Source organism: Streptomyces sp. NPDC096013 (assembly GCF_044763565.1).
Classification (GTDB): Bacteria; Actinomycetota; Actinomycetes; order Streptomycetales; family Streptomycetaceae; genus Streptomyces.
Genome location: NZ_JBIWGK010000007.1, coordinates 260,766 through 273,393, shown reverse-complemented (window position 1 = coordinate 273,393; position 12,628 = coordinate 260,766). Strand labels below are relative to the sequence as shown.

Annotated in this window: 9 protein-coding genes; all 9 read right to left on the bottom strand. The window is 71.3% G+C overall.

Going from position 1 to position 12,628, the window contains the following annotated elements:
* Positions 1-42 precede the first annotated feature (42 nt).
* The 9 genes from ACIRB1_RS24765 to ACIRB1_RS24725 all read right to left on the bottom strand — a co-directional run bounded on the left by ACIRB1_RS24765 (position 43) and on the right by ACIRB1_RS24725 (position 12,628).
* On the bottom strand, positions 43-1,389 hold the full coding sequence (locus tag ACIRB1_RS24765; protein ID WP_403466993.1) for a VWA domain-containing protein: 1,347 nt from the start codon (positions 1,387-1,389) through the stop codon (positions 43-45).
* A gap of 98 nt (positions 1,390-1,487) precedes the next feature.
* Complete coding sequence (locus ACIRB1_RS24760) at positions 1,488-2,831, bottom strand: PP2C family serine/threonine-protein phosphatase (protein ID WP_352182501.1); 1,344 nt, start codon at positions 2,829-2,831, stop codon at positions 1,488-1,490.
* On the bottom strand, positions 2,832-5,372 hold the full coding sequence (locus tag ACIRB1_RS24755; protein WP_403466992.1) for a tetratricopeptide repeat protein: 2,541 nt from the start codon (positions 5,370-5,372) through the stop codon (positions 2,832-2,834).
* 26 nt (positions 5,373-5,398) lie between these two features.
* A complete protein-coding gene (locus ACIRB1_RS24750) occupies positions 5,399-6,730 on the bottom strand; it encodes a hypothetical protein (protein ID WP_352182503.1) in 1,332 nt (443 codons plus the stop codon).
* A gap of 65 nt (positions 6,731-6,795) precedes the next feature.
* Positions 6,796-7,857: a glutamate ABC transporter substrate-binding protein gene (locus ACIRB1_RS24745; RefSeq protein WP_352182504.1), complete on the bottom strand. Its 1,062-nt coding sequence runs from the start codon at positions 7,855-7,857 to the stop codon at positions 6,796-6,798.
* 14 nt (positions 7,858-7,871) lie between these two features.
* On the bottom strand, positions 7,872-9,317 hold the full coding sequence (locus ACIRB1_RS24740) for a hypothetical protein (protein ID WP_352182505.1): 1,446 nt from the start codon (positions 9,315-9,317) through the stop codon (positions 7,872-7,874).
* Between the two features lie 185 nt (positions 9,318-9,502).
* A complete protein-coding gene (locus ACIRB1_RS24735) occupies positions 9,503-10,474 on the bottom strand; it encodes an N-acetylglucosamine kinase (protein WP_403466991.1) in 972 nt (323 codons plus the stop codon).
* Positions 10,465-11,730 (bottom strand): 6-phospho-beta-glucosidase, encoded by a 1,266-nt coding sequence (locus ACIRB1_RS24730; RefSeq protein WP_352182507.1) that lies wholly within the window; start codon positions 11,728-11,730, stop codon positions 10,465-10,467. The genes ACIRB1_RS24735 and ACIRB1_RS24730 overlap by 10 nt, the downstream gene beginning before the upstream one ends.
* 4 nt (positions 11,731-11,734) lie before the next feature.
* On the bottom strand, positions 11,735-12,628 hold the full coding sequence (locus ACIRB1_RS24725; RefSeq protein ID WP_403466990.1) for a carbohydrate ABC transporter permease: 894 nt from the start codon (positions 12,626-12,628) through the stop codon (positions 11,735-11,737).

Genomic DNA, 12,628 nt, shown 5'->3' with positions numbered 1-12,628 from the left:
ACACAGGGTCGTTCTCGGTCTCACGGAGTCGTGCTTGCCAGGTCACTTCTTTACACGAACAGTCTTTGTGGACCGTGTCTCGAGAGTCATCTCGTCGGCCTCCGCGACCTTCGCCTTCAGTCGCACAGTACCCGCCGCGGCATCGACCACGTCCACCACCTTCGCAAGCAGTTTCGCAGTATCCGCGTTTCCGGAGACGCTGGCGAGCTGAACGGCCCGTCCCAGTTTGGCCGTTGCTCCGTCGACATCTCCCGATTTGCGGAGATCGAGCCCTTGTTGGATGACTTGTGCCAGTTCGGCCTGGCCGGTGTAGTGCGCGACCTGGGGGTTGATGGAGGTCGAGGCCACCATGTCGTCGGTCCACACGGCCTTCACCAGGCCCTGGGCGCCCAGGTTCTGGGTGCTTCCTCCAGGCTGTGGGACGACCAGCGAGACCCGGGCGGCCAGCATCTCCTGGCCGATGCCGGCCTCGGGGACCTCGACGCACACGTGGTAGTCACGGGACTCGTCTCCCCAGGACCCGGTGGGATAGTCCCCCGCGCGGGGGCCCGCCTCGGTGCGCCGGTCGGTCAACTCCTCGACTCGGGGCGCGACTTGCTTGACGAACTTGATGGTTGTGCCCACCGGCGTCCACAGCCGCAGCGCGACGTCCGCGACCTCCTTGCCCATCGCCGTCTCCATCATCCGCGTGAAGTCGGCGGCGAGATGGGCCGGGTCCGCGACGATGTCGGCGGTGCCGAGCAGCGCGGAGGCGATCCCTGTGACTTCTTTCACTTCCCAGTCGGTGCCGACGCCCCGCGCGTCACAGGTGAACCGTCCGGCGCAGGAGCCGAGCGCGGCCTTCAGGTCCTCCGGTGCCTCGTGCTCGTTGCGGCCGTCGGTCAGCACGATGCCGTGGCGTATGGAGACGTCCGCCGAGGACAGCAGCCGGTCGGCGAGGCGCAGCCAGGTGCCGATCGCCGTGCCGCCGCCCGCGCTCAGCTTGCGCAGCGCCTGCCTGGCCTGGTCGCGGGTGCGGGCGTCGGCGACCGCGAGCCTGCCGCCGCCGGGATAGACCTCCTTGGCGACATGCGTGCCGCCGATCACCGCGAAGTGCACACCGTCACGCAGGGTGTCGATCGCGGCGGCCGTGGCGTCGCGGGCGTTGCGCATCTTGGTCGGCGGGTAGTCCATCGACCCCGAACAGTCGACCATGATCGCCACGGCGGCGTCCGGGCCCTGTCCGGCCGAGTACAGATGGGGCGCCGCGACCGGGCTCCCGATGGTGCCGCCGCCGGTCGAGGTGACCGTGACGATCGCGTTGACCTCGCGCCCGCCCTCCGGCAGGTACTCGTTCTGGTACACGTCGACCGAGAACTGTGGCACGTTCGACTTCGAGAAATTGGCCATGCCTGCTCTGTTCCCCCTCAAGTACCCCACCTGAATGGGGCGATGACTATGTGCGGACCGGTCCCCTCCGGTCCGCGACCATCCCTGTTTGTACGGCCTCAGCCGGATACTGCCCCTTGTGGCGGGGCCGGGAACGGCACGACGGCCACTGTTACGTTGTCGTGGCCCCCGCCGTCCAGCGCGTGACCGACCAGCACCTGGGCGCTGTGCAGCGGACGGACCGCCGCGTCGGCGGGGACGATCTCGGCCATCTCCTCGGCGGACTCCGCGTAGTTCCACAGCCCGTCCGTGCAGACCACCACCACTCCGGGGCGGTCCGGTTTGAACGAGGCGGTGTGCGGCTCCAGTTCGTACGCGTCCGCGCCGAGCCAGCCGGTGATCGCGTGGGCGCGCTCGTCGGCGTAGGCCTCCGCCTCGCTCATCAGGCCCGCGGCGACCATCTGGGCCGCCCACGAGTCGTCCTCGGTGAGCCGGGCCGGCGGTGAACTGCGGTCCACCGGGACCCAGTAGGCCCGGCTGTCACCGACCCAGCCGACGACCAGCAGGGTGGGGGTGACGACGGAGCCGACCAGGGTGCAGGCCGGCGCGTTCTGGTGCGGGGCGTGCTCGCGGGCCGTCGCGGGTTCCTCCGCGAGGGAGTTGACCGCGTGCGAGGCCGCGATGATCGCCTCGTGCATCGCCGTCTGCGGATGCGTCCCCCGCGGCAGCGCGGCCAGCAACGACTCACCGGCCTGCCGCGAGGCCGCCAGCGAGGCCGCGTCGGGCCGCGTCGCCGACGACACCCCGTCGCACACCACGGCGACCAGCGCGGGCGCCCCGTCGGGCAGCGCACACTGGCCCACGGCGAAGGCGTCCTCGTTGCGGTGATGGCGCAGCCCGCGGTCGCTGACCGCCGCGAGCGGCCCCAACTCCTGTTCCATGTGGTCGCGTTCGCGGGGCTGGGCGTGCCCGCAGTTCTCGCAGTAGCCGTCCGGGTCCACCCGGCCCGAGCGGCAGGCCACGCACACCTTGACGCCCTCGCCCGCGGTCGGCGGCTCGGCGGCGACCCGCGGGTCCGGCGCCTGCAAGGGGTACTCGTCCGGCTCCGGCGGCCGGTCGAACCGTACGCCCGTCGCCGCCGCGACCGGTGAACCGGCGGGCGGCGGCGGGGCGTTGGACGGCAGCGGGGTGCCGCCGGAGTCGGTGCCGGGCAGGTCCGTCGGGAGATGGACCGCCGGCGGGGTCTCGGAACTCTCCGGCTCCGGCACCACGGGCCAGTCCACGTCCGCCGCCTCCCCGGGCGCGGGCGGCACCGCGCCGTTCATGGTGAGCGTCGGGTGGTCGTCCGGTGGCGCGGGCACGGCGGACAGGTCGTACCCGCAGGCGCCGCAGAAGCGGTCACCCGACTCCAGCGGCTCTTCGCAGCTCGGGCAGGCGGAGAGCTGGGGCATCTGCGACATCAACTACACCCACGTCCGGGGGCGGTAACGGTTGGCACGTTCCACCAGGTCGATCCTCTCCTCGCCGTCCCGTGCCAGCCGGGCCAGCGTGCGGTACGAACGTTCCAGGCCGAAGCGGAGTCCCCGCTCGTCCAGTTCGCTGCCGAGCAGCTCCCGCCGCGTCAGCGGCACGGAACCCCGGCCTCCGGAGAGTATCCAGTCCAGCGCGCAGCCGAGGACCTCGGCCGACAACCGCTCGCGCCTGACCGCGTCCAGACCGTATCCCTCCAGCGCTTCCACCTGTCCGGCGGCAGCGGTCAGATCGTCCAGGAACGGCGTGTCGTCGGCCGCCGCGACCCGCTGCCGAAGCCGCGCCCGTACGGCGGCCACGCGCGCGGCCGTGTAGTGGATCGACGCCTCGGGCACCGATTCCAGTGTCCGTACGGCACCCTGCCGGTCGCCGGTCGCGAGCTGGACGCGGGCCAGGCCGAAGGCCGCGCTCACATAGCTCGGGTCGGTCGACCACACCAGGCGGTAGTACTCGGCCGCGTTGTCCAGCTGCTCCAGCACCTCGGCGCACAGGCCGAGCGCCAGCTTCGGCGCGGGCTCGCCCGGGAAGGCGTCGTAGATCGCGTCGAAGGACAGCGCGGCCGCCTCGTAGTCCCGGGTCGCCAGCGCGGCCACGCCGGTGTACCAGACCACCCGCCAGTCGTCGGGCCGCTCGTCCTCTAGTTTCGCCAGGGCGTCCAGCGCGGTGTACGAGTCGCCGTTCTCCAGCCAGGCGCGGATCTGCCGCAGCCGGGTCTCCACGGACGGCGAGGGCGCGGAGGCGAGCGCGCCGAGCAGTTCGGTCGCCGCGGTCGCCATCAGGCCCGCGAGGAAGCCCGCGTTCGGGTCGCTCGGGTCGACGTGCGGCACCGGCAGCGCGAGCGCCACGGCGGGGGAGTCGACCTCCTTGACCAGGCGCGGCGCGCTGCCGTTGAGCCCGGTCAACGCAGGCGCGCTGTGCGGCCGTTCGGCAAGTGCCGTGCCGGGGCGGCCACTTGGGGTGCGCTTCGGCGGGCGGGCCGCTCTCGCCCCCAGCGTCGACACGTCGCCGGCCAGTACCGGGACCAACTCCGTGTCCGTGACCTTCAGTTCGGGCCCGAACAGGGTGGACAGCGACGGGCGGGCCCGGCCGGTCTGCAACGAGACGACCTCGCGCAGCACGCCCGTCAGCTGCTCGGCCATCTCCTGCGCCGAGGCGAACCGGCGGGCCGGGTCCGGGTCGGTGGCGCGGACCAGGAGCCGGTAGAACGACTCGTAGCGGCGGAACACCTCGATGTTGTCCGGGTCGGGCAGGGAGTCCACGAAGACGTTCGTGTAGCCCTGGAAGTCGAAGGTCATCACCGCGAGCGTGCGGGCCACCGTGTACAGGTCGCTCGCCACCGACGGGCCGACCTCCGCGACCTCCGGCGCCTGGTAGCCGACCGTGCCGTAGATGGCCGACTCGTCGTCGTCCATCCTGCGCACCGCGCCCATGTCGATCAGCTTGAGCTGGTCCTCGGTCTGGATCGCGTTGTCGACCTTGAAGTCGCAGTACAGGAGGTTGCGGCTGTGCAGGTGGCCGAGCGCCTCCAGGGCCTCGATGCCGTACGCGCAGGCCTGCTCCACCGGCAGCGGATCGCGCTTCCCGCTCTCCGTACGGCGGTCGTTGGCGATCTCCTTGAGGGACTTGCCGCCGACGTACTCCATGACGATGTAGCCGTCGAGCGAGCCCGTCCGCTGGTCCAGGTGCTCCACGAAGTTGTAGATCCGCACGATGTTGGCGTGCTCGATCTCGGCGAGGAAGCGCCGCTCGGAGATCGCGGCCTCCATCGCGTCCTGGTCGCCGGTGTCGAGGAGACCCTTGAGGACCACCCAGCGGTCGGAGACCGCGCGGTCCACGGCGAGATACACCCAGCCGAGACCACCGTGCGCGAGACAGCCCACGACCTCGTACTGGCCGTGCACGATGTCGCCGGCCTCCAGCTTGGGCGTGAACGAGTACGGGTTGCCGCACTTGGTGCAGAAACCCTCCGTGCGCCCGGGGCTCTCACCGCGCGCCCGGCCCACCGGAGCACCGCAGTCCGAGCGCGAACAGAACCGCTTCCGCTCGGGCACCTCCGGGTTCTCCAGCACCATCTCGCGCGGGTCGGGCCGCGGTACCCCCGGCACCTGCACCAGACCGACGCCGAGCCGGCCGCGGCTCGAAGTGCCCGACGACGAGCCGGAGCTGCGCACCGACACCGAACGGCCGGTGGAGCGGCCCGACTCGGAGCGCGAGAGCCGCCCCGACACCGAGCGCCGCGACTTCGACGACTGCGACGACGTACGCGAACTGCGGCTGCCGGTACGGGAACTGCCGCTGCCCGACCCCCGCGAACCCTTGCCGCTGGCCATCCCCGTGGGCGGTGAACTGATCGCCCCGGTCGCCGACACCACCGGCGCCAGACCGCACGTGTCGCAGTACAGCTCGCCGCCGCCGACATCCTCGTACGAGCCCTCGCAGCCCGGCCGTTGACACGTGCGCTGTGTCCCGCTCATGACCGACCCCGCTTCTTCCTCGTCACTCACGCGCCCGGCCCCCTCTGGTCCTCGGGACCGCTCTGCGGGCGCGCCCGCGGAGCACTGAACTGCTCGGCCGCCGCATGTTGGTAGCGCAGCACCGCCTGCTCGGCGACGCGCAGGTCGCAGGGGGCGCTCCACAGCATGCGGCGGGCCGCGTCGTACCGCTCGACCAGCAGCGGGTCCTCCGCGAGGCCGTGCCGGGCCACCTTCGCCTTGTACGCGTCGAGACGGCCGCGCAGCTCCGCGCGGACCGCCAGCGGCTGGGTGACCGCCGTCAACGACTCGCGGGCGCGCAGCAGTTCGTCCTCCGCCTTCTGCTCCAGGGACTCCAGGAGCGGCGACAGACGGTGCCACTGGGCGTGTCTGCGGTACTCGGCGGCCGTCGACAGCTGCTCCTGGAGCACCGTCGGCGGGCCGCTGACGACCGGCACCTCCGTGGCCGCGATCTTCGCGAGGACCTCACCGCGCGCGGTGCGCGCCTCGGCGAGCGTGCGGTCCGCGCGGGAGAGGACGTCCCGCAGCTTCACCAGCCGCGCCTCCGCGTCCTGCCGGACGGTGAGCACGGCGTCGATCTCGCGCCGCACGTCCTCTAGGGCGCGCGCCTCCCGGTCGTAGACCGTGGTGTCCGGACGGCCGCCGCCGGGGGCCGAACTCCCCTGCGCCCGCACCCAGAAGGCCAGCGGGTCGGAGACCACGCGCTCGCGCAGGTCGGTCAGGACGCGGGTGATGCGTTCCAGGTCGTCGCCCGCCGGGTGTTCGCCCGGGCGGACGCCGACGGAGTGGGCGAGTTGGCGGGTGCGCTGCAACTCCGCGGCCAGTAAATCGATCCGGGCGGGCAGCGCCGACCACACCGCGTCGGCGGTGACGACCATGTCCAGCGAGTTCGCGTACAGGTCGTTCATCTCGTCGACGAGCGCGCTCAGCGAGAACTGGTGGCTCAGCTTGCTCGAACCACCCGTCAGCGTCGGCAGGTTGGCGGTGGCCGCGGCGGCGCCCGCGACCGTGACGGACTCGCCGCGCAGCAGCTCGGTCAGCTCGACCAGGTCCTCACGGTTCGACCAGCGGCGCCGGGCCCGGATGCTCTGGGCGGCGCGGAACGCGTCCGTGTAGGCGTCGAAGTACGCCCACAGCAGCGTGATCGACGCGTCCGTGGCCGCCCAGCGCTCCTTGGTCGTGCCGGTCAGCTCGGCGCCTTCGAGGAGTCTGCGGCCCGCGTGGTCCTGCAAGGCGAGGAGCGAGGTCTCGATCGCCTCGTGCTCCGCGCCGAGCCGCGCCAGCGCACGGTCCACCTCGTCCCGGTCCATTACCGGCCCGGGGGGTCCCGTGACGCCCATCGATCACCTCTCGCTGCGTTGTGTTCCGTGGAAGTCCGTTGTGTCGTGCCGTGGTTGATGGTCCGTCACGTGTAGTGCGGGGCCGGCGGGTCCGCCGACTCCGAATCCTTACCCAGCGTCGGCAGCAGCCATTTCGTGTACGACGCCCGCCAGCCGTCGGGGCTGGTGCGGTAGGTCTCCAGTATTCGGTTGACCCGGCGTACCAGATCGGTGGCGCCCCTGTTCATCGCCACGCCGTAGTACTCGGTGGTGAAGGTGGTGCCCTTCAGCTCCACCGTCGGGTCCTGCGCGGCCTGGCTCGCGGCGAGCGCTCCGTCGGTCACCACCGCGTCCGCCTGGCCGAGTTGGAGCTCCACGAGGCAGTCCAGCTGGTTGGCGACGGGGGGCAGGATCTTCACGGTGGCGGGCAGCTTGCCGCTCGCCTTGTCGCCGGTCAGCCGGTCGTTCGCCGTGGAACCCGACGCCGAGCAGACCCGCTTGCCGGCCAGGGAGCCGTCGTAGCCGGTGATCGTCGACGCCTTCGGGGCGAGAACCTGCTGGCCGGTGAGGAAGTACGGGGCGGAGAAGGCGACTTGGCCGGCCCGGTCGCAGGTGATCGTCATCGTGCGGACCACCATGTCGACCTGCTTGTCCTGGACCGCCGGGATGCGCTGGTTGGTCGGTATGGCCAGGAACTGGACGCTGTTGGCGGTGTACGAGCCGCCGAAGATGTTCTTCGCGATGGCGGTGACCAGGTCGATGTCGAAGCCCTCCAGGTCACCGGAGGAGCTGTTGGGGTTGCGGTACCCCCAGCGGTAGCTGTTCTGGTCGATGCCCACCTTCAGCACACCGCGCGCCTTGATGGCGTCGATCGTGGTGCCGTCGGCGTCCGAGGGGGACGGGCTCTGGTTCTGCACCGTGTTCTCGTCGCACTTGGGGGCCCGGGCCTGGGTGCCCTGGACCGTCCGCCGGCCGCCGAGGTCCGCGCCCGCCTCGCCGCGCGACTGGGTCAGCGGCAGCAGCAGCACGAAGGCGACCGCGAGGACGCACACGAGCGCCATCGCGCCCACCCCGCCCCAGCCGCGCAGGCTGGCCCGCAGTCGGCGCACACCGCTCAGCCGGCGGAAAAAGTCACTGCGCGCTCGCATCGTCACGCCCCCTCTCACCGGTACTCCGACAGCCTGCGCCCGATGCCCAGGACCGCGCCGGCCGCGCCGAGCGCCGCGAGCACCGCGGCCCCGACGGTCAGGCCGGTCATCGCGTCCAGGCCGTCGCCCGCGGACTTCCTGAACTCGCTCGTCTCGTGCTGGAGTGCCGTGTTCAGCGAGGCGTCCACGGCGGTGAAGCACTCGCCGGTCGCCCCGCTCTTGCCGATGACACCGTCACGGGCCTGCTGGTAGAGGCCCTTCTCGTTGTCGTCGCTGACCTTCGTGTGGCGGGAGATCCACACCTTCATCGAGCTGTTGGCGACCGCGACCGGCTTGCGGCCCGCGGAGTCGTCGGCGAGGGAGTCGGCCAGCTTGAGGCCCTTGCCGAGCTTGGCTATCTCCTGGTCGTATCCCCAGTCGTAGGCGTCCACGACCGTCTTGTCCGGCAGCGTCTTCGTCTCGGCGCCCCGGCTGACCAGGGTGAGGTTCTCGTCGCTGCGCGCCTTCAGGGAGGCGATCCGGGCGTCGTGCAGTACGTTCAGCGACTTCACGCCGTGGTCGTACGAGGCGTTCAGCCCCGCGCGGGCGACGGTGTGGCCGACGGTCAGCCACAGCAGGGCGACGGCGGTGGCGGCGGAGGCGGCGACCAGGCCGTGGTTCAACACCCGGTTCGTCCGCTGGTAGTTGCGCCGCTGGGCCCAGGCGAGACCGGCGAGCGCGAGGAGCCCGAGGGCGATCGCGAACCACGGGTACGGCGTCGCGTTGCCGTAGTCGTCGCTCAGCCGCTGGTTCTCCGTCGTGTACAGGTCCTCGGCCTTGGGCAGCATCTTGTTCTGCATGGTGTCGTTGGCGGCCCGCAGGTAGGCGCCGCCCACCGGGAAGCCCTGCCGGTTGTTGGCGCGGGCCGACTCGACCAACCCCTTGTACTGGGGCAGCAGTTCGTTGAGCTGTCTGATGGTCGTCGCCGACGACGAGCCCGGGTCGGTGTTCGCGGCGGCCGTCACGAGCTTCGCCGCGGCCGTCCTGATGTCCGCCTCGTACTGGTCGCGGGTCGCCTGTGTCTCCTGGAGGCCCGCCAGATAGCCGCTCGCCGCCATGGTGTTGGCGTCGGCCAGCGAGCGGTAGATGTCCGCCGCGTCCGAACTGAGCGGCTGGCTGTGGTGGAGGACGTCGTCGGCCGCCGTCGCGCGGCTGTCGGTCTGCCAGGCGGTGACCGCGCCGAACGCGACCACCAGCACGGCCAGCAGCGCGCCGATCGCGCGCAGCCGGCCCGGCTCGGTGGTGGCCGCCGCGCGCAGTCGGTCGACGCCCTCGGCGAGTGCCGTACGGCGCGCGGGCGCCGCGTCCGGCGTACGCCGGGGCGCGGGCGCCCCCGCCCTGGCCGGCTGCGGCGGCAGCACCGGCATCGTGGGCACGGCGGAGCCCGGTGGCGCCGTACTGCTCTTCGGCGGTTGTGTCACTGCTGACCTCCCCCAGGGTCATCCCGTCGCGGCAAGTATCGCCGCAGGGACTGACATTCCGCACCGGCCTTCACTGGATCTTGATCGGATCGCAGCGCGGCCACCGGATTTCCGGCACCACACAACGCCCCGCACCGCCCCCCTGTCCATGAATACGCCGTGGGAATCTGTTCGGTTCCCGGGTGTCAGTGCTCGTAGGAGGCCCTGGCCCGCGCATGTGCCTCGGCCGGGGCGCCCACATGGTCCAGACCCAGCAGGACGGACCCGAGGACCGGCCGCGCGGTGACGACCGTCGCCACCGCCTTCGGCGCCCTGGCGGCCAGCAACTCCCGTATACGGTCGTCCAGTTGCGGATGCCGGGCGGCGAGGACGCTGCCGCCGAGCAGTACCGGCGCCTCCTCGTCGAGCAGGTCGAGGCGGGTCAGCGCGACCGTCGCCATCGCCACGACCTCCTCCGCCATCCGGTCGACGATCGAACGGGCGACCGGGTCGCCGTCCGCCGCCGTGGCGAACAGCACCGGCGTCAGCTCGTGCCGCCGGTGGTGTTCGACGTGTTCGAGATGCAGGGCCTCGATGAGGCCGTACATCGAGTCCAGGCCGAAGTACGCGGGCAGTGTGCGCGCCAGCGCCGTGGGGCCGCCGCGGCCGTCCTCGGCGCGGGCCGCGTGCCACAGGGCCTCCTCCGCCAGGCCCCAACCGCCGCCCCAGTCACCGGAGATACGGCCGATCGCCGGGAAGCGGGCGGTGCGGCCGTCGGGGCGCATGCCGACGCAGTTGATGCCGGCCCCGCACACCACGGCGACACCGCGCGGTTCGGGGATGCCCGCCCGCAGGATCGCGAACGTGTCGTTGCGCACCTCGATGCTCGTGCCCCACCCGCGCGCGTGCAGCGCGGCGGCCAACTGCTCCTCCTCCACCGGGAAGTCGGCGTTGGCGAGACAGGCCGACACATGCTCCACCTCGCTCACCCCCGCCTCCGCGAAGGCGTGGGCGACGGCTTCGGCGACGGTGTCGACGGCCGTCCCGATGCCCACGACCGGGGGCCTGAACCCGCCGCCGCGGGCGGTGGCGAGGACGGTCCCGTCGGCCGCCACGACCGCGACGTCGGTCTTGCTGTTGCCCGCGTCGACGGCGAGGACACTTGCGGTCAGGCCCACGCGAGGTGCTCCCGGTTGTGCGCGATCAGCTGGTCGGTCAGGGCGTCGGCGTACTCGTACTGGCCGATCAGGGGATGCGAGAGCAGCGCCCGGAACACCCGCTCCCGGCCCCCGCGCAGCGCGGCCTCCAGAGCGAGGTCCTCGTACGCCGTCACGTTGGCCATCAGCCCCGCGTACAGCGGATCGACATCCGCCACGGCGAGAGGGGTAGCCCCCTTCGCACCGACGGCGGCCTGCACCTCGATCACCGCGTCGTCCGGCAGGAACGGCAGCGTCCCCTTGTTGTACGTGTTCACCACCTGGTACGGACTCCCGCCCCCGCCGAGCAGCGAGGCGGCGAGGTCGACGGCGGCCTCGGAGTAGTAGGCCCCGCCCCGCTTGGCGAGCAGCGCGGGCTTCTCGTCGAGGGCCGGGTCGGCGTACATCTTCAGCAGCTCGCGTTCCATCTCGGCCACTTGGGAGGCCCGCGACGGCTTCGTGCGCAGTTCCCGTACGACCTCGTCGTGCGCGTAGAAGTACCGCAGGTAGTACGACGGGACGACGCCGAGCCGGTCGATCAGGACCCGGGGCAGGCTCAGGTCGGCGGCGATGGCGTCGCCGTGTTCGCCGAGCAGCTTGGGCAGCACGTTCTCGCCCTCGGGACCGCCCAGCCGCACACCGGTCTCCCAGGTGAGGTGGTTGAGGCCCACATGGTCGAGGTGTACATCGGTCGGGGTGACCCCGAGGAGGTCCGCGAACTTCCGCTGGAAGCCGATCGCCACGTTGCACAGGCCGACTGTTCTGTGGCCGGCCTGGAGTAGGGCGCGGGTGACGATCCCCACCGGGTTGGTGAAGTCGATGATCCACGCGGCCGGGTTCGTCCGGCGGACCCGCTCCGCGATGTCCAGGACCACCGGTACGGTCCGCAGCGCCTTGGCGAGGCCGCCCGCGCCGGTCGTCTCCTGGCCGACGCAGCCGCACTCCAGCGGCCATGTCTCGTCCTGCTCGCGGGCCGCCTGGCCGCCGACGCGGAGCTGGAGCAGCACCGCGTCGGCGCCCTCGACACCGGCGTCCAGGTCGTCCGTCGTGACGATCCGGCCCGGGTGCCCCTGCTTGGCGAAGATCCGGCGGGCCAGGCCGCCCACCAGTTCCAGGCGTTCGGGCGCCGGGTCGACGAGGACGAGTTCCTCGACGGGCAGGGTGTCCCTCAACCGGGCGAAGCCGTCGATGAGTTCGGGGGTGTAGGTCGATCCTCCGCCGACCACGGTGAGTTTCATCTGGTTAACCCTTCACTCCGGTGAGCGTGACGCCCTCGACGAACGCCTTCTGCGCGAAGAAGAACACGAGGATCACGGGGGCCATGACCAGCACGGTCGCGGCCATGGTGAGATTCCAGTCGGTGTGGTGTGCGCCCTTGAACGACTCCAGGCCGTAACTCAGGGTCCAGGCACCGGGGTTCTCGGACGCGTAGATCTGCGGACCGAAGTAGTCGTTCCAGGCGTAGAAGAACTGGAAGAGCGCCACGGCCGCGATGCCCGGCTTGGCCATCGGCAGCACGACCCGCACGAGGGTCTTGAACTCGCCGCAGCCGTCGACCTTCGCCGCGTCCAGGTACTCGTTCGGGATGGTCATCAGGAACTGGCGCAGCAGGAAGATGGAGAACGCGTCCCCGAACGCCATCGGGATGATCAGCGGCCACAGCGTGCCCGAGAGGTCCAACTGCTTGGCCCAGAACAGGTACATGGGGATGATCACGACCTGCGGCGGCAGCATCATCATCGAGATGACCAGCATCAGCGACAGATTCCGGCCCCGGAAGCGGAACTTGGCGAGCGCGTACGCCACCGGGATCGACGACACGACGGTCAGGACGGTGCCGAGACCGGCGTAGATCAGCGTGTTCTTCCACCAGGTGAGGAAGCCCGGGGTGTCGAAGACCTTCCGGTAGTTGCCCCACTCCCAGGTGTGCGGGATGAGGTCGCGGCTCAGGGCCTGGCTGTCGCTCATCAGCGAGGTCAGGAAGACGAACACGAACGGCAGGGTGAAGAAGAGCGCGGCGGCGACGCCGAGCGCGTGGACGGCGATCCACTCCATGAACGCCTTGCGGCGGGCGGTGCGCTCGGCGGGGGTCACCGGAACCCTCAACTCCACCGGTTTGTCGAGTACTTGGGCCAT

Bases quoted from the DNA above. Each gene is read 5' to 3' on its own strand.
- ACIRB1_RS24765 (WP_403466993.1), bottom strand. From the start codon at position 1,389: ATGGCCAATTTCTCGAAGTCGAACGTGCCACAGTTCTCGGTCGACGTG.
- ACIRB1_RS24755 (WP_403466992.1), bottom strand. From the start codon at position 5,372: ATGAGCGGGACACAGCGCACGTGTCAACGGCCGGGCTGCGAGGGCTCG.
- ACIRB1_RS24750 (WP_352182503.1), bottom strand. From the start codon at position 6,730: ATGGGCGTCACGGGACCCCCCGGGCCGGTAATGGACCGGGACGAGGTG.
- ACIRB1_RS24745 (WP_352182504.1), bottom strand. From the start codon at position 7,857: ATGCGAGCGCGCAGTGACTTTTTCCGCCGGCTGAGCGGTGTGCGCCGA.
- ACIRB1_RS24730 (WP_352182507.1), bottom strand. From the start codon at position 11,730: ATGAAACTCACCGTGGTCGGCGGAGGATCGACCTACACCCCCGAACTC.
- ACIRB1_RS24725 (WP_403466990.1), bottom strand. From the start codon at position 12,628: ATGGCCCAAGTACTCGACAAACCGGTGGAGTTGAGGGTTCCGGTGACC.